This is a genomic window from Herbidospora yilanensis (assembly GCF_001570565.1).
In the GTDB taxonomy this organism is placed as follows: domain Bacteria; phylum Actinomycetota; class Actinomycetes; order Streptosporangiales; family Streptosporangiaceae; genus Herbidospora; species Herbidospora yilanensis.
In genome coordinates this window covers 158,987-183,681 of sequence record NZ_BBXE01000027.1, presented here as the reverse complement: position 1 = coordinate 183,681, position 24,695 = coordinate 158,987, and the positions used below count along the sequence as shown (strand labels likewise).

Here is a 24,695-nt window from a genome sequence, read left to right as displayed (position 1 = left end):
TCTAGCTCAGGGCTGTCGGCCCAGTGGTCCAGGGCCAGCGCGGGAGCGCCGTGTGCTCGCGCGAGTCGCTCAGCCTCCGTCAGTAAGGCTGTACCGATGCCTCGGCCGCCAGGGCCGCGATCGGTCATCACGGTGTGGATGAACATCGATCCGTCGGGCACGGTGCCGACGGGGATCCGCGGCGGGATCATGGGCGCCGCCGCCAGCATCCCGATGCAGCGACCGTTTCTCTCGGCCAGGGTGATGACGTTCTGGCGCGCCCAGTCGGCGACCCGGTCGGGGAAGCCGGGGATGCGGGAGAACGGTACCGTCCCCCATTGCCCCGGTCGGCCTCGGGCGAGCAGCCACGCGTGGACTGAGTCCATGAGCGTCAGCAGGGCTGTGACGTCGTCGGCCGTCGCCGGTCGTAGTCCGGGGGCGGATCGTGGCATTGCGTCCTCCGGGAGAGCTAGAATCGCACGAGCCAATTAATTCAACTTTCTAAGGGTTAGATTGTCAAAGCAATCTAGGGTTCAGGCCGTCACCAGGGCCGTTCAGGAACTGCAGGATGCCACCGACCTCATCGACGAACTCGCAACCCGGCGCCTTGGCATCAACCGCACCGACCTGCGATGTCTGAGCCGACTGACCGCGCGCGGCCCGCTCACCGCGAGCGAACTGGCGGCCGCCGCCGGTCTCACCGGAGGCGCGGCGACCACCGCCGTCGACCGGCTGGAGCGAACCGGCATGGTCGAACGGATCCGTGACACGGTGGACCGACGCCGTGTCGTGGTGCATCTGACCGGGCAAGGCCGAGAAGCCATACAGGAGATCTGGGGGCCGATCGCCGATGACGCCCGAGCCGAGCTTCTCCAGTTCAGTCTCACCGAGCTCGAACTCATCGAGAGCTTTCTGCGCCGCGCGCTGGACAACCAGGCACGGCACGCCGACCGCCTGCGCGGGAGAGCCAAGAGGGGTTAGCCTGCCGCCTTCGCCCACGCGGTTCAGCTCCCATCAACCGGGTCAGGGCGGCGTGGTCGATGCCTTCAGCAGGTCCCCGCGTGGCCCTGAGGAATCAGTCCAGCCCGAGTGCCGTCCGGCCGGCGTGGCGAAGACGCCGCCCGCCGCATGCACGGCAGTCCATCTGCTCTCAAACGCCCAAGCCACCATCAGGGGAACCCCTCTTGCCACAGCGCGGCGCCGTGTGACGCCGCACCCTCGCTCATGACGACTTCGCACCCGCATCGCATAGCGCGACCGCCCATCGGTTCCCGTTGTCGAGGAGGAACGGCCACACCGCAGTCGGCGACCAACCCGCCAAGAACATCTAGCCGAGGGCGTAGCGGCGCATCGACTCCACGCCCGAGACCCCGTAGACCTCCTCGACCGCGTTCGCCAGCAGGTGGCAGGTCCGGAAGCGGTCCAGCGGGGTCAGGCCCAGCCTCGTCAGGTGCAGGTACGTGTAGTTGAGCACCACCCGGTACCGCAGGAAGTCGGGGCGGTTGAACATGTCGCGCCGGTAGCCGGGGGTGCCGAACATCAGGGTGTGCAGTTCGCCCCTCGTCTCGGCCGGGGTGTCGTCCATGGTCGGCAGCAGGTGCACCACCCTGTCGGCCCTCGCGCGATAGGTCTCCACGAGCGCCGCCCACTCCCGGACGAACGGGCTGTCCCCGTCTGCGTCGATGGTGTCCACGACCTGCCTGAACCGCTGGGTCAGCAGAGCGCGGCGGGAGTCGTACACCTTGTCGAAGGAACGACGCGCGGCCTCGGGGTCCTTGGACCACATCAGGTAGCCCTCGGCGTGCACCCGGAACGACAGGTAGCTGCGCTCGATCGGGTGGGAGGTGTGCGCGACCGTCAGGAGCAGGGCCATGGCCAGGTCGGACTTGGTGTCGCGGCCGTCGCGGCAGTGGTCGAGCATCGTGAACAACAGGCGGGTGCTGTCGCTGTAGAACGACGTCAGCAGGTCGACGGCCTCGTCGCCGCCCAGGACGTGGCGGCGGTCGTCGAAAGGGAACTCGACGATCGAGTTGTCGGCCGGCCACGGGGTGAGCGGGCCGTGTTCCTGCTCTCGCGCGGCCATGAGACGGTGCCGGGCCAGGCTCTCCGCCTGGTCCACCACGTACGTCGACGGGTGGTCGCGTAACCATCCGCCGACCACCTTGTCGATTCGGGGGCGCACCACCTGGTCCCACATGTGCGGGTCGGTCTTCACGTTGATACGCAGGTGGGGGCCCTGCCGCCAGTGGCGCACGACGTACGCCGCCTCGACGTGGTCGCGGATGTCGGCCAGCAGGGGGCGGACGGCGTCGAGGAGCAGGGGGTCCTTGTCGGGCTCGTGGTAGAAGACGTGGACGCTTTGCCACATGGCGGTCACCTTCGCAGCGCGGCCAGCGCGCGGGCCGCGAAAGTCGAGATGTGCGATTCCGGGCCGGGGCGCAGGCCGATCCGGTTGTGGAACAGGTGGGCGCAGCGCAGCAGCACGCGGGCCCGTTGTGCGTCGTCGCCGATGACGGCCAGGTGGGCGTGGGTGGAGCCGCGTCGCCGGTCGTCGCCGGGGAGCTCTTGGCCAGGTCGTTGATCGAGGCGGCCCAGGTGCCCAGCAGGCCCTGGGCCGTCTTCCAGGTGCAAGAGGTGTTCGGTCTGGGTGACCAGCGCGGGCGGGAGGTCGCCGGGGTCGTGCGGGGGCAGGCGGCGGGCCGCTTCGGCGAGGCCGGGCTGGCAGGCGGCCATCGTCAGCGTGAGTACGGCGAGGCCGACGGCGGTTCTGCGTTCCATCGCGGAGGCGCCGTGGAGAAGGTCGAGCGCGAGGGGCTGGAGATGCCGAAATGTCGTTCGACGGCGGGCATGTTTCCGTAGACACGCTCTTCCGGCTCATATGGGATGAATACCACGCTGCCGGCCGGGTGGAGGGCCGGGTCGTGATTCTCGCGGCGTTCCCCTTTCGCCCGGTGACGGGTGGTCGGCGAACCATCGGGCGGCTCGGGCCCTGATCTCGTCGTGGGGCACTCCTTTCAGGCGCAGCCGCACGTGTGAGGGCCGTCGCCGACCGCGACAGTGGGGTGACGACGTCGCGGACCAGGTCGTCGAGGTCGCCGGTGTGGAACAGGTGGGCGCGTGACGCTCGGGCCGCCGGCCCGGGCGAATTCACCAGACAGTCATCAAGTCATTTTTCCACTGTTTTGTGGACCGTAATCCAGGAAGTGTCTGGAGGGGATCGTTGAAACTTTCAACGCCATTGACGATATTCGACGCCGATCGTACCGTTCCGCTAATCGCCTATGCGTGCCGATTAATAGCGCGCACTTCCTGACAGGAGAGGCCCATGACAGAACGACGTGTCCGTCGGCGGCGGCGCCTGGCCGTGTGGCTGGTGGCCGCCCTGGTCGGCGTGTTCACCGTCGCCACCCCTGTCGGCGCCGCCACCACCTGCACGCTCACCTTCAAGGCTAACTATCGGGGAGACGTCGGCAGCCAGTACAGATGGCAGGTCGATGCGACGTTGACCAACACCGGCACGTCGACGTCGACCACCTGGCAGGCGGTCATCGACTTCCCCTTGTCGGCGGGCGCGGTCATTCACCAATTCTGGAATGCGACGAGGCCGTCGGCGAACGTGTGGGGCCCGGTGGGGTGGAACGGCGCCCTTCCGAAGAACCAGCGGGCCAACTTCGGGTTCGATATCGGCATGCCCATGCCGAACACCTCGCCGCCTCTTCCCACCTCCAGTTCGTGCACCATCACCTATTAAAAGGGAACGGGCGAGTCTCCATGGGACTCGCCCGTTCGTCAGATCAAGAGAATTAGGAGATCACGAACTTCTCGTAATCTCCGATGACGTCGGCGCGGGCCCGGAGTATGTCGCCCGTGTAAGCCAGTTCGGCGCTCACGTACTTGTTGTTGGCGGGAGACTTGATGGCGCAGTATTCCTCGCCCTTGCACTCGATCACGAACTTCTCGAACGAGGCGATGCCGGTCGCGCGCGCCCGCAGCATGCCGGCGTCGGCGCCCTTGTAGTTCTGCTCGGCGTTCAGCTGATCCGGCTGACCGCCGTCGGCGAGTTGGGAGCTGCCGCGTAACCCGCTGGACTAGCCGCGCACCGCTTGACGCGCAGGGCCCCGCGATGATCTGGCCGTACCCTGTGACTCCGCCTAGCGGCCAACTGCGGAGGGTTGAGGCATTGCCGGCTGGAGGTTCGAATCCTCTCGGCCGCGCAGCGGAAATCCCGGTCAACGACTTCTGACGTAGGATTTCGTGTTGCCGGGGGTGGGCTGTCGGCCACGATGATCTAGTAATGGCGGGTGATTGTACCGAATGCGTGCGCACAGTCAGCTAGATCAATTTCTTCGGCAGAGGCACTGGACAGCCTTGTGCCGCGTGCTTTTGTCGAATTCCGACGCCGTGGTGCGACATGCACCTGCCTTGATCTCTGTAACAGCGAAGTGAGGCCCGGCCAGGCGAACTGGACGGGCCATTGTCATCTGAGCCGATTAGACGGCGCCGCCACCGAAGATCGCGGTGGCCGACCAGCACAAGATCGCGCACGCCAGCAGCCAGATCCCCGCCTTGATGAGGCGGTACTTCAAGGTGACGATTCTCGCCATGACCAGGATCTGATCGCTGAGCAGCGCGAGATGGTCGCGCGCCGCTATCTCCACCGCTACTCCGATGCGTTCGACCGAGCCGAGCGCGGCCGCGTCTCCGAAGAACGCGATCCGGTTGGGATTGCGGGAACGGAGCTCCCGGGGATAGATGGCCGCGACGAAGGTCGCGACGGAGGCCGCGCCGAGAACGCCCGCCGCCCACCACAGGAATGCCGCGCCTTCGAGGCGAGCGGGGGTCCACGAACCAGCGATCAACGCCCCGAGAAGCGCGCTGATCGCCACCCCGCTGGCCGCGAGCAGGATCGAGGCTTTGAGGTCGGCACGACCCGCCTCCTCTCGCGCCTCGGTGAGAAGACGCAGCGCGTGCTCTGCCGCAGAGTCGGAGCGGGTCACGCCGAATCGCCGTCCTCGGCTTCCAGCGGCACCTTGTCCGCGCTTTGGTTCACACGGTCGCGCCGGGCGTTCGTGAGTTCATCCTTCAATTGATCCGGGTGGTAGCGCTGCAGCTCATCCTCCACCTGGCGTAGCGCGGCCAGCTCCGGTTCGGGCTGGTCGATCTCGTCGAAGGCGGGTCCCAGCCGTTCCAAGGTCGTGACGGCAATGCCGGCGGTGGCTGTGGCGAAGGCCGGAGGGATCGGACCGGCCTGGGTGTGGAAACCTCGGGCGTACATCATGAAGTGGTAGGCCTCGCCGTAGCGTTCGGCGATCTTGCCGACGACCTCGTCCCGCAGCGCGCTGAGGTCGCTCCACGCCGTGGCGAAAGATCGAACGGCCTCGCCTGCCGCCTTGTCGAGCCCGGTCACTTGGCGGGAGGCCCGCTCGAAGCGCCGTCTCGCGCTGGCCTCGTCCTCCCCGAACGGGTCGTACGCGGCCACCTTCACCGCCAAGGCGCAGAGGGTCAGAGTCACCATGAGCAGGATGACGAGATTGGGCACCAGGGCGGGCGCGAGATTCCTCGGACGGCCCACCTCGGCAGTCCGGAACGAAGCCCATAGGGCGATGCTGGTGATCAGCATGGTCGGGAGGATCGCCCTGGTGATCCAGGTGCAGAACCGCGAGAACAGGACCGACCAGAGTGGACGGGTCTTGTGCTTGGCCCTGATCCTGGCGTGCCAACGGGCTCTGCCCAGAGAGTGGCCCGCCACGATGATCCCGGCTGTCAGGAGTACGCCCGGCACGAGCGTCAGCAACTGCTCATGCCAGACAAGCTGGTCGTTGCCGACGAAGCGCTGAAAGATCCGCTGGAAGTACCAGGTGTCGAACCCGCCGGCCAATACCACGAGCGGCCAGGACGACCACCGAAGCCAGCGTGGCGGGCGGAACGAACCACTGTCGATCTGGCTCTCGCGAACCCGTTCGAGGTCACGGGTCGCCTTGGCGAGACGGTTCTGGGCAAGCTCCGCCTGGAGCGCGGTGACGGTACGGCTGGCGTCCTCGTGGAGCCGGATGAGTCGTTCCCGGCCCTCGTTCATCGCCTCGGCATGCTGGCGGACCAGTCTCGCGGACCGGTTCTTGGCATCCAGCAGAGCCCCGGCCTCTACGTGATCGAGGTCGTTGGCGCGACGCGGCGGAGTAGTGCGAACGTAGCGGTCGAAATTGCGCTGCCAGCAGTCGCATCCGTGATGGCACAGGTGGGTGAGTTCGCTGCTCTGGGGCGTCGAGTCGACGATCGTGCCGTGTATCTCCTGCTCACCCATCAGCGGACCACCTTGTATCGGATCACGACGCGCCGGTTCTTCGAACGCGCGGAGGCGGTGGTCGAGCGGATCGCCAACTGGGTCTCGCCCTTGCCCACCGCCGTGACGTTGTTGAACCCGAGACGTTCCAGCTCCGCGCGTACTGCCTCTGCGCGCTGTTCCGAGAGCACCTGGTTGTCCGCGTAAGAGCCGACGTCGTCGGTGTGGCCGATGACCTGGACCCAGATCGGATTCAGGGCAAGCACCTGGTCGGCGAATTTCTTGATCTCGGAGACGCCTTGGGGTCGGATCAAGTACTCATTGGTGGCGAAGAGGACGTCCCCGTTCAACCGTGCCACCCTTATCGGGTTGAGAGGTTGTTCGGCGGCCATGCGTTTGATCTCAAGATCGGCCCGCTCGACGGTGTCGGAAGCGCCCTCGGCCACCTCCAGCGTGTTGGAAGCGACGTTGCAGGATGCGGCCGTACTGCGGCACATGCCGGTCCACATGCGCTGGAGCCACGACCGCTGCCGCGGTACGAGCGCTTGCCAACCGCCACCCTGGGTGCCGATCCAGGGCATCTCCACGTGCCAGCCCTTCAGATCGGGCAGGTCGGAGCGTCGGCTGCAGGACGCGGCGGTCTGTGCGGCGAAGTCGAGATCCCGCATCGACGTCCGGGCCACGCTCGTGCAGCCTGTGCTCGACATTCCGTCGGTGGCGACGATGAGAAGGCGCTTCTTGGCGTCTGTCGCGGGGCGGACGGAGTCGAAGGCCGCCATCACGTTGGTGCCCTTACTCTTCGCGGGAGTCTCGTTGATCGAGGTGAAGACGGAGTTGAGGCAGTCGTCGAGGGTGGCCGCGATCCACTGCTGGTTGTCCACGCCTCCGCCGATCGCGGGCAGCGCGATCGTCGGCTGCCAGTTCACCCCTGATCCACCGTCGAAAGATCCGATCTTGATGAGTGCCGGGCTGCGCAGACTCCGAACCTTGGCCGTACCGCCGAAGCCGATCTGTCCGTCCTCCTGCGGCTCCGCCGCAGCACCGAAGATCATTTTCTTCCAGTCCGGTGGTGCGTTCGTGCTCTTGTCCCGCATAGAGGCCGACCGGTCGACCACGATCACGACCTCCTCGGCGGTGACCTTGCCAGTGGAGCCCTGTGACTCGATGGACGCGCACGCGTTGGCGGGAGATGACGGCACCGGGGCAGACGTCCACTGATCGGCATCGAAGAAGGAGCAACCGGCCACCACCAACGTGAAGGTGCAAAGTGCCGGACCGATTCGCTTGCTCACACCTGCTCCCACGGCATGTCGGTGACCAGGTCGGGAACCGGGATGCCCAGGGTCTCCAGAGCCCTGCGCAGCATGGTGTCGCTCTGCACGACCAAGTCGAAGACGTTGACGGCCTGCTGGGCGCTGACCACGTTCTGGACCAGGCTGATGTAACGGTCAGCCTCTTCCCGCCGTTCGCTCTGCATTCGGCTCATGACCTCGGCGATGTTCACCGGATGTTCGGCGAGGTGCACGGCGAACCTGCTGCGCCAGTGGTTCTCGCAGTCGGCCAGGAATTTGAGCCAGAGTTCGCGTTCCTCGCCGATCCGCCACACGTGGGATCGGGTCAGCTCAAGCTGATTCTGGTCCTCCAAGAGCTTCAGGCTGAGGGCCCGCCGGGACGCCAGGACCTCCTCGCTGACCATGACCCAGGAGCGGGTGGAGATCGTGATCGTGAGCTCGTCGCAGTCGTGCACGGGAGAGTAGAGGGCGACGGCCAGTTCTTTCTCGATCTGTTCTTCCGCCTTGTCCGCCTGGAAGGGCGGGAAGGTGCGTGCCGTGGCCCGGATCACGTCATGGATGCGCCGCTGCACGTTCACTCGCTTGGCGTCGACCTCTGCGTACAGGTCGCGCCCGCCACGGGCCGTCTTGTACTGAGCGCACCAGGTGGCGTACACGGTCACGTGGAAGGGGAGTGCGTCCCCTGCCGCCGGTGTGGTGATCGTGAACGCGTCATCCAGGATGTGGACACCCTCGCCAGCGGGGTGGGAGCAGGGCCGTGGCGGCGGCTGCATGATGCCTCGGGCCAACTGGATCGGGTTGTTCGGCTCCGGTTCTTCACACACGTGCCGTCCACCGATCGGCGGCGGAGGCGTCTTCACTTCGGGGTAGTCGCCGAGCGACCTCCACCACGCCCGGATTCTGCGGAGAAGTCTCATCTGGTGTGGCCTTTCATGAAGCCGTGCAAATGACGGCTGATCCTGGGGCTCAGGGCACGGGTGTGGCTCCACTGGCGAAGGTGGAAGGCCAATGGGCTACGGAGATCCGGAGGACAAGCCGAGAAGATTTCGGATAGCACGCGCCGGACACGCGGGTCGTCGTCCCACCGGCCGATCCACTGGGCCAGCGAGGTCCAGACCTCGTGGACGGGGCGATTGATCGAATGCTTGATGGAGCTGAAGACTCCGCAGGCCAGAGCGTCCAGCCAGAGTTGGACGATCTTCGGCTCCGCGCCTGTCCACTCTTCTGCCGTGAATGCTCCGAGGTCGAGTCTGGGTCGGTTGGTTCCCCGCATGGCGGTGAGACGGGTGAGGGTGAGGGCCATGGTCCGGCGGAGCCCCGGGTGCCCGGTCTCGACCCACTTCACGAGTTCGTCGATCACCAGTACGCCGCTGGCGGGACCGTAGACTTCGGTCAGCGCACGGGAGACCGCGTCGTGGATCTGGGTCTGCCCGGCGGCTGAGCGGAGCAGAATGCGCTGCAGCGACTGCAGCGCCTCTTCTGGATCGCTGCGCCCGATATGGGATCCGTATGCCTGGGCGGCGGCTAGTCGCTTCTCGGCCGAGGCGCCCGACCAGTCCCGCAGCTGACGCCTCACGCGGACGACTGATCGTTCGTCCAAGGCCGCGGCTTCCAGTGCCCAGGGGGCCAGCCACCGCCGACTGCGGCCGGGCTGACCGCTGGTCCATGGGCGGAAGAACTCCGCGCTGATGAGGGTGTAGTCGTAGGAGGCGAGTTTTCCGATGGCGTGTGCCGCCTTCATCTTGATCTCACGCTGAGCATGTCTGGTCAGGGTGTCGAGCCAGGCCAGTACGCCCTCGCGGATCGACTGGCCCTCCTCCCACACTTCTTCCAAGACGACTGCGGCCATCTCCGGGCGAGACAGCCGAAGACGGCGTGAGGTTCCCTCGATCGTGTAGTCGACCCCCTTCACCCACTCACGCAGCCACTCCCAGTCCGCTGCCTCGCCGTTCGCCCCCGGTCTGCCCGGTTCGATGCCCAGGTGCTCGGCCAGCGCGTTCGCGGCACGGGACACGATCACGATGGGGACGTCCGTGAGTACCGCCGCGCTGATCAGGAAGCAGCGATGCATGGGCGTCGCGCTGGAAAGCATGTCCTGGACGACCCCGCGTAGAGGATCGGGCTGGGTCGCCTTGATCTGCTCCGGCGTCTCGCCGGTGGCGATTCCGTCGACGGCGATCTGGGCCCTCAGCGCACTCATCGCGGGAGAAGTGGCATCTCGTCCCCACGCGTACAGTTCGTCCGGCAGTGAGAGACGGGGGAGCCCCTTGCGCCTGATGGCGGTATCTGCATGGACGGAGAAGACTTTTACGTGGTCGGGGGGATCGTGCCGGACGGTGCGCAACTCGGCCGGACTGGGACCCGTGGTGAGGACGACGAGGCGGGCCTGCCGGGCTTCCACAGCCTTCTGAAGGCCGCGGCACAGGTCATCGACTTTGGAGCGATGCAGCATGTCGCCGGCGTCCAGGACGAACCCGTGATGGTAGGGCAGGTCATCGGCGGTGAGCCGGCCGAGGTCGGAGGCCCGGAGCCACGCCACCTTGCGGTTCAGGGGACCACCCTGCGCCGCCCAGAGAGATAAGGCGTGCACTGCGGCGAACATGCGGCCGGTGCCTGGATCGCCGTCAAGCCCTAGGAGGCTGGTGTGGTCGAGGTGCCGGGAGAGTTGCTCCATCGACGACGTGAGGACACATGCGCGTCGCCGTTCCCTCAGCGATTCCTCGTCGTAGACCTCGATCTGCACGCGCTGCCCCTGATCGCCGATGAAGACGTCTCCGCCGGCGGTCTGGAAAAACACGCTGTTGTACGCGCTCTGCGTCGTTTGCAGCCGGTTAAGGTTCTCTTCGCGGAGTCGGCGTTCTTCGTCCTCCCTGGGCAGTCGGGCGGTCACCGGTACGGTGTCGTCCTCGTCGTCGGGGATGGGCGGAGGAGGTTCCTCTTGTTGACGGATGTCCTTCGGTTCGTCCGGCGATGGGTCCTTCGCCGCCTCGTCGCCGCTCGCCTCCTGCGGCGTCTGATCATTCATGCGAGGTGCCTCTTATGGTGATGCCGCCGACGTTGAGGGGACCGGTCGTCTGGTTCACGACGTTGCCGCCACCGTGGATGGTGTTGGAGAAGACCGAGGACCGCTGTTCCGGCTCCGACCCTGTGGCGGCGTGCATTGGAACGTTCCCGGGCGAGTAGTCGTCAAGTTCGTGTACGCCGTGGAGGTCGTGGCCGGGGACGTACAGGTAGGCGATGAACTCACGAGCCTTCTCCCTGAGCACGACCTTGCGGAACTCCACGGGGCTCAGCGTGTTGTAGCCCGCGCTCAGGTAGTCGTTGAAGACCCGCTCCGACGCGATGACCACGAGATCCGCCCGAGGGCAGGACCTGAGCGCGATGCGCCCCGCCTGGGAGTTGGCCAGCCGATTGACCTCCACTGCGTGCGCGCCGCCGACACCCATGGCCGCATCGGGGACGACTGGGCCTTCGTGTAGGGCGATCCGGTAGCGCACGCAGTTCCTGCCCTCGGTGCTCCGTCTGCTGTTGTGGGCGGCGACGGCGGCGTCGAAGGTCTCCACGAAGGTCTCGGCGACGTCCGCCACGCAGGTGCCGGTCGGCAGGAGGGCGAACAAGCCGTCCCCCGACCACTGCACGGACCGTTCGTCCAGAACCAGTTCGGCCTCTTGGGCGGCGGCGAACACGAGCTCGCGTGTTACTTGCTGCACTGCTTCCTGCTGCGCGTCGTTCAGTCCGCTGTAATCCTCCAGATCCAGGACCATCATGGGCCTGATCTCGCGCGTCGAACGCCCTTGCTTCATCTGTTCTCCTTGGAAGAGATCGGGATCGGCACACTTTGGCACCGGTACGTCCGGACTAAGGCATCATTTGATGGCGAAGCCGAGATTCCTACGGTTTCGTTCCGCTGACGTCGGCGAAATCGATCAACCGATCGCGATCGATGATCACAATGCGTCGGCCCTCGTAGGCCATGAGTTCGAGTCTCCGCAGTTCCTTGACTGCGCGCTGAGCGGTGGCCTCGCTGGCGCCTACGAGTGCACCGAGGTCGGTCTGCGTCAACGGAACGTCGATGACGACGCGCATGCCGTCTGGGCGGCCGTGGCACGTGCCAAGTTCGAGTAGGACCCGAGCCACCCGGATCTCGGCGGTGTATCCACCGAAGTCCAGTCGCCGCCGATTCGCTTGCCGTAGACGCTCGCCCAGAACACGGTTCAGGGCCATTGCGGCGGCCGGGGCTTCCTGGAGGAAGTGCTTGAACTTCTCTCCGTGGATAGTGCTTATCAGCGACGTGCGTGCCACGAGGACCGAAGCGAAGCGGACGTCTCCTGACACCACTCCCATTTCACCTAGAACGTCACCACTGGCACGGACGGCGACCATCGTCGGTGTGCCGTTCTCTGTGTGGGCGCTCACCGTCGCCAGGCCGTCGAGCAGTAGATACACCACGCTCGACGGGTCTCCTTGCCTGATGAGGGGATGCCCTTTCATGAAAGTGTGGTGTGATCCCAGGCCGAGTAGTCGCTGGCGATCCCCAAACTCCAGGCAGCCGAGAAAGGTGCCTGTCGGCCACCCTCTCGCGCGCACTGCAAACCTACTTTCGTACATCCCGTCACTGTCGACACTTATCGGCCAACGCGAGTTCTATCACACATGTGGCCATCTATCTGGGCAAGTGAAAAATGTCCTGATATCAAACTTTAGTGATCAAGGTTGGCTTCTCTGTGCCAATACCATGATCGCTTTGCTGGAGTGATATCTCCGCCTTGCGAACCGGACTCCCGGGGTGATCTGTGCATTCACCGTTTCAAATGGATACCGAACACGCAATAGCCCCGAAGGCTTCTCTCGCCGGGGTGCCCCTCCAACCCGTGCGCTCAGGTGATGCACGTTGCCTGCGAGCTGGTGTGCCACTACCTAAGGTGGCGTCGATGGGCTGATCAGCGCCGGTAGGCGGTGGATCGGTGATTTTCGGAATGGATGGTCGCCCGGTCGTGTCCTATGGCTGATTTGGTCGTGGCCGCCTCGGTAATCGAGACCAGAACGAGTTCTCGCAGGTCGACTAGCTGACGATCTCCTTCATGCGTGTACCCGGCACCGAGTGGGTGCGGCCCCAGTCCTTGTCGATATCGGAATCACACCCTCGATAGGGCACGTGCCGAGAAATACGCTCGACGAATCCGTCCACCGACGCGGCCGGCCACTCCGCCGAGTGCTCTACCCTCGGAGACGCAAAATCGGACCAGAGAATGGCCTGCGCGTGAACCCGGATTTCTTCGACCTCCTGCGAAGTTGTCACCTCCGCCTCGTCGGCACCCCGCTGGGAGCCCCCGACGCCACCGCCCAATGGCTCTACGAGGAGGCCCCCTTCTGCGTCCTGGCGCACGACGCGACCGACGACCCGCGCTTCACCTACGCCAACCTCACCGCGCAGCGCTGCTTCGAATACGACTGGTCCGAACTCGTAGGTATGCCTTCGAGGCTCTCCGCGGAGCCGGATCGACGAGAAGACCGCCAGCGACTCATCGACGCCGTCCACCGCCATGGCTTCGCCACGGGCTACCGAGGTCTGCGCATCGCCAAGTCGGGCCGCAGGTTCTGGATCGAGGACGTCACGATGTGGAACCTCGTCGATGACGGTGGCCGATTGGTAGGCCAGGCGGCGACGTACCGAGGCTGGCGCGACGCCTGAGAGGTCGGTTCGCGGGATCATTCGGCAATGGCCGAAAACATGCGCGACCTGCTGCGATCCCTGCCGGTGTTCCCCGCTGACCTGCCCGGGTTCGACCGTATCCCCGACGAGCCCTACCCCCTCTTCGTCCGCTGGATGAAGGAGGCGATCGAGGCCGGAGTGCTTGGCCCGCACGCCATGACCCTGTCGACGGTAGACCTGCGAGGCCGCCCGTCGTCGCGTGTGCTGATCTGCAAAGACGTCACCAGCCACGGCCACTGGTTCTTCGCGACGGGCCGGAACAGTCGCAAGGGCCAAGACCTGGAGATCAATCCGAACGCGGCCCTGACCTTCTACTGGCCTCAGGTCGCCCGCCAGGTCCGCGTCAGCGGGGTCGTGGTCCCCGCCGGGGCGGAGGCGAGCGCCGCCGACTTCCTGGCCCGGCCGCCGGCTTCGCGTGCCGAGGCGCTGATCGGCCGTCAGTCGGAGCCTCTGGACGACCCGGCCGAGCTGGGCGAGGCGTTCGACCAGGCGCTGGCCCGCGTGACCGCCGACCCGGGGCTGGTCGAGGAGACCTGGACCCTCTACGAGCTCACCGCCCACGACGTGGAGTTCTGGCAGGCCGACCACCAGCGCAAACACCACCGTGTCCGCTATTCCCGCACCGGCGGCACCTGGCAGTGCACCCGCTTGTGGCCGTGAACGGCAGTGCCCGAGACGCCGACTACGGCACGATCGGGGCCGGATCTTATGAGCCGACGACCGCCCAGGTCACAGCGGTGGAGCCGTCGGCCCGGCCGCACCTGCCGCCGGCGTTACGGTTCACTGCTGGTCCACGCCTCGCGACATTCACCAGGCTATTCCGGCCGCCACCGGTAGATGGTCGCTGCCGGTGGCGGGCAGCACCCACGACCTTCTCGGCTGTACGCCACGCACCAGCACCTGGTCGATCCGCACCACCGGGAACGCCGCCGGATAGCTGAAGCCGAAGCCCTCCCCGGCCGCCTCCTGAGCCGAGCGCAGGTGAGCGGTCAGGGCCGTGAACGCGCGGTCGTCCGTCGTGCCGTTGAGGTCGCCGAGCAGGACCAGCCGCTCGTCCTCCTCCGCCGCGACGGCCTTGGCGAGGGCGCGTGCGCCCCGGTCGCGGCTGTCGGTCCAGAAGCCGTTCCTCGGAAAGACCCGCACGGAGCCCAGGTGGGCGACGTACACCACCAAGGGGCCCCGGTCGGTGGACACGGTTGTGCGCAGCGCCCGGTTCTCGGCCAGTTCGGCGGCGGCCGGGATGGTGTCGGCCAGCGGGCCGGCGTTCGTCTCCAGGTCGACGGGGCGCGTGTCGGTCAGGGGCAGCATGCTCCACAGGCCGACCGTGCCCTGGACCGTGTGGTGCGGGTAGGTCTCGGCGAGTTCCTTCTCGTACACGCCCCTCGCCTGCGGGGTGATCTCCTCCAGCGCCAGCACGTGGGCGCCGGAGGCGGCCAGGGCGCGGGCGGTGCCGGTCGGGTCGGGGTTGGCGGCGCCGACGTTGTGGGTGACCACGGTGAGGTCGCCGCCCGGTTGCGACTTGTCGACGAGCAGGCCGCCGAAGAGACCGAGCCACACGCCGGCGGGGAGCAGCAGGGCGACCGCCGCGACCGCGGAGCGGCGCCACAACGCCCCGGTCAGCAGCAGCGGGATGAACACGCCGGACCACGGCAGCGCGGTGTCGACCAGGTTGCCGAGGCCGCCGCGGTCGGTGATGTGGGCGTGCAGGAGCATGACCAGGCCGAGCAGCAGGGCCGTCGCCGTGAAGATCGGTCCGCGCTTCCACGGGGTGATGGTCACTGGTGCATCCTCGGGTCCTGGGTGGGGTCGTCGTACATCGCCGGGCAAGCATTCTCGGGGCGGAGTTCGTAGTGCCAGGGTTCGTTCCGGTAGATCTGGCACAGCCCGTAGGCGGCGCCGTGCTCGGACAACCACGAGGTGGCGTCGGTCCGGCCGAGGTCGACGGCGTCGCCCACCACGTGACGTGATCTCTTCGCGGTGGCGACCCATCGGGCGGCTTCCTCCTTCGAGCCGTACGTCCTGACCGCGTCCCGGAGAAGGAGGTTCTGGCGTTCGGGGGAGCGCCAGCCGCTGTTGACGTAGAAGACGACGCCCTCCGCCGCCGCGTCGGTCGCCGCCTCCCGCAGGGTGTGCAGGAGATCGGGATCGAGGTTGCGCACACCCGGATAGCCGTCGTCGAACACGGTCGCGCCTTCGGGGAGGGCGCCGTCGGCCCACCTGTGGTCGACGGGTGTGGCCGCGAAGGGCGCCTGGTCGGCGCAGGCCGCGGGGGCCAGCGCGGTGAGGGCCACGACGAGGAACTGGAGGATCCGGTTTCGAGGCATGCCGCCAGTGAAGGGAAGGCGGTGTTGCCGGTGCGTATGCGGTTTTCGATACGTGGACGATATGCGCCGCTTCGTAGCATCGAGACCGTGCGCGTGCTGATCGTCGAGGACGAACCCTATCTGGCCGAAGCCGTCCGCGACGGTCTGCGGCTGGCCGCGATCGCCGCCGACATCGCGGGTGACGGCGACACCGCGCTGGAGCTGCTGAGCGTCAACGACTACGACGTCGCCGTGCTCGACCGCGACGTCCCCGGCCCGTCGGGTGACGAGATCGCCCGGCACATCGTGGCCTCCGGCAGCGGGCTGCCGATCCTCATGCTCACCGCGGCCGAGCGGCTCGACGACAAGGCGTCCGGGTTCGAACTCGGCGCCGACGACTATCTCACCAAACCCTTCGAGCTGCGGGAGCTCGTCATGCGGCTGCGCGCGCTCGACCGCAGGAGGGGCCGCACCCGGCCGCCGGTGCGCGAGGTCGCCGGGCTGCGGGTCGACCCGTTCCGGAGAGAGGTCTTCCGGGACGGCCGCTACGTCGCGCTGACCAGGAAGCAGTTCGCCGTGCTGGAGGTCCTGGTGGCGGCCGAGGGCGGCGTCGTCAGCGCCGAGGAGCTGCTGGAACGGGCCTGGGACGAGAACGCCGACCCGTTCACCAACGCGGTGCGCATCACCGTCTCGGCGCTGCGCAAGCGGCTCGGTGAACCGCCGATCATCGCCACCGTGCCCGGCGCCGGATACCGGATCGAAGGGGGAGACCGTGGATAGAGCATCCGGGACGAGTGTGCGGCTCAGGCTCGCCCTCAGCTACGCCGGGTTCCTCATGCTGGCCGGCGGTCTGCTGATCGGGGCCGTGTGGGTCTTCACCCTGCGCCACCTGCCCGAGTACACGGGTGTGCCCGGAGGCGTGCTGGTGCGGTCGACCCTGCTGCGCGACTTCGCGTCGGCCACGGGGGCGGTGCTGGTCTTCCTGCTGATCTTCGGCCTGGTCGGAGGGTGGATCCTCGCCGGGCGCATGCTCGCCCCGCTGACCCGCATCACCGACGCCACCCGGCTGGCGACGACCGGGTCGCTCTCCCACCGGATCCGGCTACCGGGCCCCCACGACGAGTTCCGCGAACTCGCCGACGCCTTCGACGGCATGCTCGAACGGCTCGAAGCCCACGTCGCCGAACAGCGGCGGTTCGCCGCCAACGCCTCCCACGAGCTGCGCACCCCGCTCGCCGTCTCGAAGGCGCTGCTGGACGTGGCCCGGACCGACCCCGGCCACGACCCCGGCGAGCTCCTCGACCGCCTCCACGCCGTCAACACCCGGGCGATCGAGCTCACCGAGGCGTTGCTCCTGCTCAGCCGGGCCGACCAGCGGTCGTTCACGCGGGAGCCCGTCGACCTGTCACTCCTGGCGGAGGAGGCCGCCGAGACGCTCCTCCCGCTGGCGGAGAAACGCGGCGTCACCGTCGAGACCTCCGGCGACATCACGCCCGCGATGGGATCGCAGCCACTGCTGCTGCAACTCACCACGAACCTCGTGCAGAACGCGATCGTCCACAACCTGCCCGAACAGGGCGCGGTCTGGGTCAGCACGAGTGTCCGCCCCCGGAGCGTGGTGCTGGCCGTCGAGAACACCGGCCAGGTGCTCACCCCGCAACGGGTGGCCACGCTCACCGAGCCGTTCCAGCGCGGCACCGAGCGCATCCACACCGACCACGCGGGCGTCGGCCTCGGCCTGGCGATCGTCAAGACCATCACCCACGCCCACGACGGGACCCTCACCCTCAGCCCGCGCGCCGCCGGGGGGATCCGCATCACCGTGGAACTGCCTGTCGTCTCCGCCGGGGGACAATGACGCGATGGAGTACGTCCACACCCGCGAGTTCCGCGGTGCGATCTTCAGGCAGGCCGATCTCACCGGCGCGGTCTTCCGCGAATGCGACCTGACCGGCGTGCGGATCGCCGGCTCCCAGGTGGCCGATCTGCGGATCTCCGGATTCGACGGCGAGGCCGGCACGGTCGTGGTCGACGACGTCGACGTCACCGACTACGTGGCGGCCGAGCTCGACCGGCGATATCCCGAGCGGGTGCGGCTACGGTCGGTCCGGACGGCCGACGACCACCGTCTGATGTGGGACACCGTCGAGCGCCTCTGGTCGCAGACCCGCGAGCGGGCCGAGCGGCTGCCCGAGGCCGTGCGGCACGAGCGGGTCGACGACGAGTGGTCGTTCGCCGAGACGCTGCGCCATCTCGTCTTCGCCGTCGACACGTGGGTCGGGCGCCTGATCCTCGGCGAGACGTCGACCTATCACCGGCTCGGCCTGCCCCCGACCGACGTCGCCCTCACGGAGGTCGAGGCCTCCTATGACGAGGTGGTGCGGCTGCACGCCGACCGGAACGCCAAGCTGCGCGGCGTCATGGCGGCGCTCACCGACGCCGGCCTCGACGAGATCCGCACCGGCGAGCTGATTCCGTCGTGGGGCGTGGAGTCTCACTCGGTCGGCCACTGCCTCAGGGTGGTGCTGCGAGAGCACGTCGAGCACCGCCGGTTCGCCGAACGGGACCTCGCGCGGCTGGCGGGGTCAGGTCACGCGGGTGCGCAGTAGGCAGAACTCGTTGCCCTCCGGGTCGGCCAGGACGTGCCAGCTCTCCTCGCCCGTCTGGCCGACGTCGGCGGGCTTGGCGCCGAGGGCGAGCAGGCGCTCCAGCTCGGCGTCCTGGTCGCGGTCGGTCGGGCTCACGTCGATGTGCAGCGGCAACTTGCCGGCCTTCGGCTCGTCGCTCGAACTGAGCACGAGCACCGGCCGGTGGCCTTCGTCCTCGGGACCGATCTCGACGAAGCTCTCCTCGCGCCCGAGGACGACATAACCGAGCACCTCACACCAGAACGCGGCCAAGCGCTCGGGGTCGCGACAGTCGATCACCAGTTCACTGATACGGCACGCCATCCCGCCGATGCTACCCAGCTGACGGGAGAGCGACCAAAGCCCAGGCCGGGCGACCACCCGGCCTGGGCTCTTCTCGGGAAGGCGTCAGCCGCGCAGGCCCGGCACGTCGATGACGATCACTTCGGTGTCGTCGGCGCGGCCCGGGATGCGGCCGTCGTTGCCGGGGAAGTTGTTGTCGTTGGCCACGATCACGCGGTCGCCCGACAGGGGCAGGACCGACTCGACCGACTGGAGCGGGAAGGAGAACAGGTCTCCGACGCCGTACTCGTTCGGGCGGGCCGGGGTGGAGACGCCCTTCGGGTCGGCGATGCGCATCAGGTCGACGGCGGTGCGGCGGGGGAGCACGCCGTTCGCGTCGGCCTTGTCGAGGTCGGTGACGACGAGCTTCTTGACGAACGAGGTCTGGCCCATGCCGTTGTCGCGCTCGATCAGCAGCAGGCGCTTGCCGTCGAGGACCTGGGCGTCGCCCACGAACAGGCCGGGGTCGTCGACGCGGAAGGTCCAGGTCTTGCCGGTGTAGGCGGCGGCGCGGACGTCGAACTCGTACACGATGCGGCGGCGCTGGTCGGGGTCGGCGGTCTTGGCGCGTTCGAGGATCGGGTAGAGGGTGTAGCCGTCTTCGCTCGCGGCCATGGCCTCGAAGCCGCCGCTGCCGGGCAGCGTCGGGGTCTCGCCGGGCTTCAGCTCGTTCGACTGGGGCGACTTGGTGCCGTCGAAGAGCGGGATCGGGGCGCGCAGGACCTTGCCGGTCCTGTCGACGTTCACCAGGTAGGGGCCGAACTCGTCGCTGATCCACAGGGTGCCGTCCGCGTCCCACTGGAGCGACTCGATGTCGAAGTCGGCGCCGGTCAGCAGCCGCTCGGGGGTGTCGCCGTTGACGATCGGGAACGGCACCTTGCGGTCGGGGTCGCGGAAGCTGATGTGGCTCTTGACCTCGATCTCACCCGACTTGTAGTCGGGCTCGATGTAGTAGGCGCGCAGCAGGAAGTCGGGCGAGTTGTCCTTGGAGCCGAAGCCGTTGTCGGGCATGCCGAGCAGGCGGTTGGCGTTCTTCGAGCCGCGGGTGTGCGGGATGACGGCGGAGAAGCCGGGGATCGGCTGGCCGGGGAACGGCGGGGTGATGCCGTTGACCGGGGTCTTCGGCATGAAGTTGCCGGAGACGGGGCCGGGCTGGTAGTCGGTCGCCGACAGGATCGCGCGGTCGCGCAGCGTCGCCTCGTCGGGGACGTTGACGCTCAGCTCGTAGAGGCGGGTGATCTGCGTCGCGCTGTTGTTGTCGTCGGAGATCAGGTAGAGCACGCGGGTGTCGCCGTCGAGGCGGTCGCCGAGCGCCATGCCCTCGATGTTGTCGAGCAGCGGGTTCGGCTGGGGCTGCTTGGTGGTCGCGCCCGATGGCGGGCAGTCGACGATGTCGGCCAGCAGCTTCTTGCCGAGCCAGGAGCGCGGGTCGGTCACGGTCGACAACGAGGCGACGCCCGAGACGTCGGGGGCGCCGGTGGCGGTGACGCGGTAGACGCGCACGGTGTTGCCGACGCCGGCGGTGAAGCCGCGCTCCATCGCGAGGAACTGGTCGTCGCCGAGCGCCACCAGCTCGACCAGGCCGAGGTTGGGGTCGGTCTTGTACGCGTACTGCGCGGCCGGCGTGTAGTCGCCGCCGGGCGTGCCCTCGTAACGCAGGATGCGCTGGCGGCCCGCGCCCGACGCCTCACGGCCGTCGGTCAGCAGGGGGCCTTCCATGCCGGCGTACAGGGACGTGCCGTCGGGCGAGGTGGTGAGGGCCTCGAAGGCCAGGTTGACCGGCGACTCGCCCGCGGGGGTGATCCGGAACCGGGCCGGGACCTCGAACGAGGCGGTCTGCCGGCCGTCGGACAGGCGGAACCGGCGGATCGACGGCTCGGTCTCGGAGCTCGCCAGGACGGTGTGGCCGTGGGGCTCGGCGACGAGCCCTTCGCCGTCGAAGTCGGTGCCGTTGTAGGCGGTGCCGTCGGGCCGCTTCAGCGTCGTCATGCCGACGACCTGGGCGTCGTCGCCGGAGAGGGCGACGTCGTAGACGCGGGCGGGGACGGTGCCGGTGTTGTCAGAGAGCGCCAGGAAACGGTCGTCGCGCAGCCGCGCGATGGCCGACAGGCCCCCGACGGGGGTGCCCTCGAACGTCTTCTTGTCCAGGCTGTCGGTGAAGCCGCGCAGGCCCACGTCCGCCGAGCAGGGGGCGCCGAGGTTCACATCATCAGACGTCGCCGCGCCGGCTGCCGGGACCGTCACGCCGAGCATGGCGATGACCGCCGCGGCGGCGAGGGCGGGAGCGGGCCACCTTGTGCTGGGCACAAGTACCTCCGAAATTTCGTGATGCGGGGTGATCCACCCGCTGGAGACGAGCGAAGTCCCCGCAGCCCGCCAGCGCAGAACAAGGCGTCGAACACACCATGAACATCTGGGCTCGGGCTTCATGACGCGCGGACGGGTCAGGTGCGGGGGATCGGCCAGTCGGCGTTCTCAAGCTCCCGATCGGCGTCGGGGCCGCGCCATTCCACGATGACGACCGTCGCGTCGTCGCGGAGCACCCCCTTGTGGTAGACCAGCACGGCCTGGACGAGGCGCCGCAGCGTCTCGGGCACCGGCAGCCCGCTCTGGTTGTTGCGGACCACGAAGTCGATGAACCGGTGCATGCCGAACTCCCGGCCGGAGGCGTCGCGGATCTCGGTGATCCCGTCGGTGTAGAAGATCAGCCGGTCGCCGGGCTCCAGTTGCTCGTGGCAGGTCGTGACCGACAGGCCCAGGTCGAGCCCCATCGGATGGGCCGGCAGGCATTCGAGCATCGTCACCCAGCGCCCGCCGCGCAGCAGGACGGGCGGGGGATGGCCCCGGTTGACCCAGCTGAACATGCCGGTCCGCAGATCGAGATCGCCCATGACGGCGGTGACGAACCGCTGAGCCCGGCCGAACTCCTCGATGAGCACCGCCTCGATGTCCTCGCTGTTTTCGGCCAGCGAGGCGCCCTGGCGGCGGTTGTTGCGGCAGGCCGCCATGGCCAGGCTCGCCGTCAGCCCGGCGGAGACGTCGTGGCCCATCGCGTCGAACACGGCGACGTGGAGCACGTCGCCCGCGATGGCGTAGTCGAAGGTGTCGCCGCCCACCTCGTAGGCCGGTTCGAGCACCCCCGAGACGGTCATCCGGTCGCTGGCGAAGGTCAGGGGAGGGATGAGCCGCCACTGCATCTCGGCGGCGACGTTCATCTCCTTGGTGCGGACGGTGCGGGCCCAGGTGTCGCTGTAGCCGCGCATGCTCGTCAGCAGCAGGGCGACCACCGACGAGAGGTGGCGGGCGGACGTGTGGTCGAGAGGGGCGCCGCCCGTGCTGACGCGCAGGACGCCCAGCCTGCTGGTGCCGTTGAGGATCGGGATCCACCAGTATTCGGTCTCGCCGTTCTCGTCGTGCTGCGAGAGGGTGCGGACCTGCTGGAAGGCGAGGCCGGGCAGGCCCCGCTCGACGCTGAACTCCTCCGGCGCCCCTTCGGTCTCGCCGTGGCGTCCGTGCAGCAGCCGGAGCACCTGCTGCTGGAGGTCGACCAGGTAGATCAGGACATGGGCGAACCCCGCCTGCGGGGTGTGGGCGGCCAGAAGCGACGGCAGGTCGTCGACGGAGCGCAGGTGACTGCTTTCGATCAGGCCGGCCAGCATTCGCTCGTAGCCCGCGGACATGATGTCCTCGGCCTACCCGCGTCCGAACTGGGGAAACGACGGCTAGCCGTGGCCGGGTTCCTCGGGGTCGGTCGGGGCCATGACGGTGTCGTCCATGACGCCGATCAGCTTGCCCACCGGCACCAGCACGACCAGCACGACCAGGCAGGTCCAGAACAGCGGCATGGAGCCGATGACGAGGCCGGCGCCGCCCAGGACGAACACGCCCAGGAAGACGCCGGCGTAGATCCACGAACGCGGTCGGCCGTGTCTGTTCCCGGTCATGCGAGCCCACTGCCCGAGCACGCCCCGGCCATGCCTTGATCCGGACATAAAGTACAAAAGTTAAGGTTTACCGGACATCGGGGCACCCGGCACGGGTAGGGGGCGGTGAGTTGTCCGACCAGTGAGGGGAAGTCCGCCATGGACACCCAGCAGACCGACGTCGTCACCTTCCTGAAGCACCAGCACGAAGAGATCAAGACCTTGTTCGCCGAGGTCGAGTCGGCCCAGGGCGACGCCCGGGAAGAGGCCTTCCGCAGGCTCGTCCGCCTGCTCGCGGTGCACGAGACCGCCGAGGAGGAACTCGTCCACCCGTACGCCCGCAAGGTCCTCCCCGACGGCAAGGCCGTCATCGAACAGCGGCTCCAGGAGGAGAACGAGGCCAAGCAGGCCCTGTCCGACCTCGACGAGATGGGCACCGACAACCCCGACTTCCTCAAGCACCTGGACGCCCTGCGCACGGACGTCATTGCCCACGCCGAAGCCGAGGAGCAGTTTGAGTTCCCGCAGCTCGAAGCCGAGGGCGACCCCGACCGCCTGCGCAAGATGACGGCCGGCGTCAAGGCCGCAGAGAAGATGGCCCCCACCCACCCGCACCCGGGCGTGGAGTCGGTCAAGAAGAACCTGCTGCTCGGCGCGCCCGCCGCCATCATGGACCGGGCCCGCGACGCCATCCGCAAGGCCATGGGCCACTGATCCCGCCGAATCGGGGTAGCGGTGAGGGTACCCCGATCAAGGTGCGCGACCAGCGCACGATCGCGCCCGGCAACGATCCCCACCCGCCCGCCGGGTGATCGGCCGACTACCGCCGGGCCGCCCGGGTAGCACGTACCGGCATGAACAAACTAGCGGTGCGTGGCGCGAGCGCGCTCAGCGGCATGATCGGCGGCGCGGTGGCGAGCCTGATCTTCAAGCAGGTCTGGAAGCTGGCCGCCGGTGAGGACGAGGCGCCGCAGGCGACCTCGCCCGACTACGGATGGGGCGAGGTGGTCGTGGCCGCCGCGGTCCAGGGGGCCATCTTCGCGGCGGTGAAGGCGGCCATCGACAGGGCCGGGGCCGAGGCCTACCGGCGCTCGACCGGCGAATGGGTCACGGACTGACCCCGGCGATCTACCCGACCGGCACGGGATGGTGACCGTTTGCCCATCCGGTGCCGGGCAGGGGGCGGGTATGACCGTGACACGATTCAAGGACCTGCCCCTCGCCGACCGTTCGCGGGAGTGGGACGGCAGCGCGGCCGAGAGCCGCGTCCGCGAATGGGCGGGCGCGGAAGACGAGCCCGACGCCGCCTACCGCGACGCCCACGTCTGGTACGACGGCGACGCCCCCGAGAACTTCGGCAGCTACAAGCTGCTGATCGCCGACGTCGTCGACGGCAGGCTCAAGGCGGTGCCGCGCGCCGTCATGGCCGCCGGCGGGATCCTCCAGGGCGCGCGCGGCGGCGTGAAGATCCCCGAGAACGAGGTCGACCGGGTCAAGGCCCACCTGGCCAGGTACTACGAGAAGATGGGCGAGACCGCTCCCTGGGAGCGGTGACCGGACATGCGAAGGCCCGCATCCGGGCGTTCGGCCGACCCCCTGTCGCCGAACGCCGGATGCGGGCCCGGCCGCGTCACGGAAGCTGGTTGTAGCCGGTGTAGTAGTTGCCGACCTGCTCCCGGTACGCCGGGTCCTTGTAGGTGTCCTGGTCGAACTCCGGCGCGTTCTTGATCTCTTCCTTCGTCCGGGCGAGGAAGACCTTGCGCTGCTGCGGGTCGATCTCGGTGATCGTGCTGGCGGGCATGATGACCTTCTTGCCGAAGATCCAGAAGCCCGTGTCGACGACGATGTAGGAGTCGCCGACGGCGTCGCTCTGCTCGTCGACCTCACCGATCTTGCCGTTGACGGCCTCGACGTCGAACCCGATCACGCTGACCCCGGCGCCGGAGACGACGCCTTCCTGGTAGCTCCACGGCTCGTACATGTAAGCCCCTTTCGCTAATCGCTGCTGACAGGGCCGCTACCCGTCGCGCGGGCGTCAAACGTGCCGCGAACCGATCGATCTTGGTTTCCGTTTCAGGGGCATGTGGCGTCGTCTCTTTCTCGTCCTCGCGCTGGCCGCGGGGACGCTCGTCTTCTCGTCCGTGCCCGCCTACGCCTGCAAGTGCGCCCTCACGCCGGTGAAGGAGCGGGTGCGGAGCTCCGCGGTCGTCTTCACCGGGGTGGCCACCGGGTTCAA

At 67.9% G+C, this 24,695-nt stretch carries 28 protein-coding genes; 10 read left to right on the top strand and 18 right to left on the bottom strand.

The genetic code is table 11. The annotated features are described in order from the left end of the window. On the bottom strand, positions 1-365 hold a 365-nt coding region (locus AW273_RS22120; RefSeq protein WP_062351044.1), incomplete at its 3' end, for a GNAT family N-acetyltransferase. A gap of 127 nt (positions 366-492) precedes the next feature. Between AW273_RS22120 and AW273_RS39375 the strand changes: the two genes are divergently transcribed. After that, complete coding sequence (locus tag AW273_RS39375) at positions 493-960, top strand: MarR family winged helix-turn-helix transcriptional regulator (RefSeq protein WP_062351041.1); 468 nt, start codon at positions 493-495, stop codon at positions 958-960. A 346-nt stretch (positions 961-1,306) separates the two neighbouring features. On the opposite strand, the gene AW273_RS22110 is transcribed toward AW273_RS39375, so the two are convergent. Together AW273_RS22110 and AW273_RS37380 are read right to left on the bottom strand one after the other, a co-directional pair. Next, complete coding sequence (locus AW273_RS22110) at positions 1,307-2,347, bottom strand: thiopeptide maturation pyridine synthase (protein WP_062351038.1); 1,041 nt, start codon at positions 2,345-2,347, stop codon at positions 1,307-1,309. Between the two features lie 5 nt (positions 2,348-2,352). Beyond that, entirely contained in the window at positions 2,353-2,757 is a 405-nt protein-coding gene (locus AW273_RS37380; protein ID WP_157556025.1) for a hypothetical protein, read from the bottom strand. A gap of 547 nt (positions 2,758-3,304) precedes the next feature. Between AW273_RS37380 and AW273_RS22100 the strand changes: the two genes are divergently transcribed. Further along, a complete protein-coding gene (locus AW273_RS22100; RefSeq protein ID WP_083949948.1) occupies positions 3,305-3,730 on the top strand; it encodes a cellulose binding domain-containing protein in 426 nt (141 codons plus the stop codon). 52 nt (positions 3,731-3,782) lie between these two features. Here the strand turns inward: AW273_RS22100 and AW273_RS22095 are convergent, their stop codons facing one another. From AW273_RS22095 to AW273_RS22060, 8 genes are all read right to left on the bottom strand, one after another. Beyond that, positions 3,783-3,974, bottom strand: coding sequence for a fascin domain-containing protein (locus AW273_RS22095; protein ID WP_062351029.1), 192 nt, complete (start codon positions 3,972-3,974; stop codon positions 3,783-3,785). A 495-nt stretch (positions 3,975-4,469) separates the two neighbouring features. After that, positions 4,470-4,976 carry a Pycsar system effector family protein gene (locus AW273_RS22090; RefSeq protein ID WP_062351026.1) on the bottom strand — a complete coding sequence of 169 codons (507 nt, stop codon included), beginning with the start codon at positions 4,974-4,976 and terminating at the stop codon, positions 4,470-4,472. Then, the gene (locus AW273_RS22085; RefSeq protein WP_062351023.1) at positions 4,973-6,280 is read right to left on the bottom strand and encodes a hypothetical protein; all 1,308 of its coding nucleotides are present in this window, start codon (positions 6,278-6,280) and stop codon (positions 4,973-4,975) included. The genes AW273_RS22090 and AW273_RS22085 overlap by 4 nt, the downstream gene beginning before the upstream one ends. After that, positions 6,280-7,551 (bottom strand): OmpA family protein, encoded by a 1,272-nt coding sequence (locus AW273_RS38025; protein ID WP_198168291.1) that lies wholly within the window; start codon positions 7,549-7,551, stop codon positions 6,280-6,282. Before AW273_RS38025 ends, AW273_RS22085 begins: the two co-directional genes overlap by 1 nt. Then, the gene (locus AW273_RS22075) at positions 7,548-8,375 is read right to left on the bottom strand and encodes a hypothetical protein (RefSeq protein WP_157556023.1); all 828 of its coding nucleotides are present in this window, start codon (positions 8,373-8,375) and stop codon (positions 7,548-7,550) included. The genes AW273_RS38025 and AW273_RS22075 overlap by 4 nt, the downstream gene beginning before the upstream one ends. A gap of 89 nt (positions 8,376-8,464) precedes the next feature. Continuing rightward, a complete protein-coding gene (locus tag AW273_RS22070; protein ID WP_062351013.1) occupies positions 8,465-10,576 on the bottom strand; it encodes a hypothetical protein in 2,112 nt (703 codons plus the stop codon). After that, positions 10,569-11,354, bottom strand: coding sequence for a hypothetical protein (locus AW273_RS22065; protein WP_062351010.1), 786 nt, complete (start codon positions 11,352-11,354; stop codon positions 10,569-10,571). Before AW273_RS22065 ends, AW273_RS22070 begins: the two co-directional genes overlap by 8 nt. 88 nt (positions 11,355-11,442) lie before the next feature. Beyond that, positions 11,443-12,042, bottom strand: coding sequence for a Crp/Fnr family transcriptional regulator (locus AW273_RS22060; protein ID WP_198168290.1), 600 nt, complete (start codon positions 12,040-12,042; stop codon positions 11,443-11,445). A gap of 769 nt (positions 12,043-12,811) precedes the next feature. Between AW273_RS22060 and AW273_RS22055 the strand changes: the two genes are divergently transcribed. Continuing rightward, a complete protein-coding gene (locus AW273_RS22055; protein ID WP_198168289.1) occupies positions 12,812-13,243 on the top strand; it encodes an MEKHLA domain-containing protein in 432 nt (143 codons plus the stop codon). A 27-nt stretch (positions 13,244-13,270) separates the two neighbouring features. After that, positions 13,271-13,924 (top strand): pyridoxine/pyridoxamine 5'-phosphate oxidase, encoded by a 654-nt coding sequence (locus AW273_RS22050; RefSeq protein ID WP_083949945.1) that lies wholly within the window; start codon positions 13,271-13,273, stop codon positions 13,922-13,924. A 147-nt stretch (positions 13,925-14,071) separates the two neighbouring features. Here the strand turns inward: AW273_RS22050 and AW273_RS22045 are convergent, their stop codons facing one another. Both AW273_RS22045 and AW273_RS36475 read right to left on the bottom strand, forming a co-directional pair. Continuing rightward, complete coding sequence (locus AW273_RS22045) at positions 14,072-15,043, bottom strand: endonuclease/exonuclease/phosphatase family protein (RefSeq protein ID WP_062351004.1); 972 nt, start codon at positions 15,041-15,043, stop codon at positions 14,072-14,074. Then, entirely contained in the window at positions 15,040-15,588 is a 549-nt protein-coding gene (locus AW273_RS36475) for a M15 family metallopeptidase (protein WP_157556021.1), read from the bottom strand. Before AW273_RS36475 ends, AW273_RS22045 begins: the two co-directional genes overlap by 4 nt. 87 nt (positions 15,589-15,675) lie before the next feature. On the opposite strand from AW273_RS36475, the gene AW273_RS22035 reads away from it, so the two are divergent. The 3 genes from AW273_RS22035 to AW273_RS22025 are packed head-to-tail and all read left to right on the top strand — an operon-like array spanning position 15,676 to position 18,176. After that, the gene (locus tag AW273_RS22035; RefSeq protein WP_062351001.1) at positions 15,676-16,347 is read left to right on the top strand and encodes a response regulator transcription factor; all 672 of its coding nucleotides are present in this window, start codon (positions 15,676-15,678) and stop codon (positions 16,345-16,347) included. Then, positions 16,340-17,425: a sensor histidine kinase gene (locus AW273_RS22030; RefSeq protein WP_062350998.1), complete on the top strand. Its 1,086-nt coding sequence runs from the start codon at positions 16,340-16,342 to the stop codon at positions 17,423-17,425. Before AW273_RS22035 ends, AW273_RS22030 begins: the two co-directional genes overlap by 8 nt. Positions 17,426-17,429: 4 nt before the next feature. Then, positions 17,430-18,176, top strand: coding sequence for a DinB family protein (locus AW273_RS22025; RefSeq protein WP_062350994.1), 747 nt, complete (start codon positions 17,430-17,432; stop codon positions 18,174-18,176). Here AW273_RS22025 and AW273_RS22020 read toward each other — a convergent pair. The 4 genes from AW273_RS22020 to AW273_RS22005 all read right to left on the bottom strand — a co-directional run bounded on the left by AW273_RS22020 (position 18,153) and on the right by AW273_RS22005 (position 22,480). After that, entirely contained in the window at positions 18,153-18,518 is a 366-nt protein-coding gene (locus AW273_RS22020; RefSeq protein ID WP_062350991.1) for a VOC family protein, read from the bottom strand. The two genes, AW273_RS22025 and AW273_RS22020, sit on opposite strands and share 24 nt — an antisense overlap. An 84-nt stretch (positions 18,519-18,602) precedes the next feature. Beyond that, positions 18,603-20,843, bottom strand: coding sequence for an esterase-like activity of phytase family protein (locus tag AW273_RS35825; RefSeq protein ID WP_198168288.1), 2,241 nt, complete (start codon positions 20,841-20,843; stop codon positions 18,603-18,605). A gap of 137 nt (positions 20,844-20,980) precedes the next feature. Next, positions 20,981-22,216, bottom strand: a complete 1,236-nt coding sequence (locus AW273_RS22010; RefSeq protein WP_198168287.1) for a PP2C family protein-serine/threonine phosphatase — start codon at positions 22,214-22,216, stop codon at positions 20,981-20,983. Positions 22,217-22,258: 42 nt separating this feature from the next. After that, on the bottom strand, positions 22,259-22,480 hold the full coding sequence (locus tag AW273_RS22005; RefSeq protein ID WP_062350985.1) for a hypothetical protein: 222 nt from the start codon (positions 22,478-22,480) through the stop codon (positions 22,259-22,261). Positions 22,481-22,618: 138 nt separating this feature from the next. Here AW273_RS22005 and AW273_RS22000 point away from each other — a divergent pair, with 138 nt between their 5' ends. From AW273_RS22000 to AW273_RS21990, 3 genes are all read left to right on the top strand, one after another. Continuing rightward, positions 22,619-23,173: a hemerythrin domain-containing protein gene (locus AW273_RS22000; RefSeq protein ID WP_062350982.1), complete on the top strand. Its 555-nt coding sequence runs from the start codon at positions 22,619-22,621 to the stop codon at positions 23,171-23,173. A gap of 140 nt (positions 23,174-23,313) precedes the next feature. Continuing rightward, positions 23,314-23,577 (top strand): DUF4235 domain-containing protein, encoded by a 264-nt coding sequence (locus tag AW273_RS21995; RefSeq protein ID WP_062350981.1) that lies wholly within the window; start codon positions 23,314-23,316, stop codon positions 23,575-23,577. Positions 23,578-23,647: 70 nt separating this feature from the next. Next, a complete protein-coding gene (locus AW273_RS21990) occupies positions 23,648-24,013 on the top strand; it encodes a hypothetical protein (protein ID WP_062350979.1) in 366 nt (121 codons plus the stop codon). A gap of 76 nt (positions 24,014-24,089) precedes the next feature. On the opposite strand, the gene AW273_RS21985 is transcribed toward AW273_RS21990, so the two are convergent. Further along, on the bottom strand, positions 24,090-24,440 hold the full coding sequence (locus AW273_RS21985) for a hypothetical protein (RefSeq protein ID WP_062350977.1): 351 nt from the start codon (positions 24,438-24,440) through the stop codon (positions 24,090-24,092). Positions 24,441-24,695 lie beyond the last annotated feature (255 nt).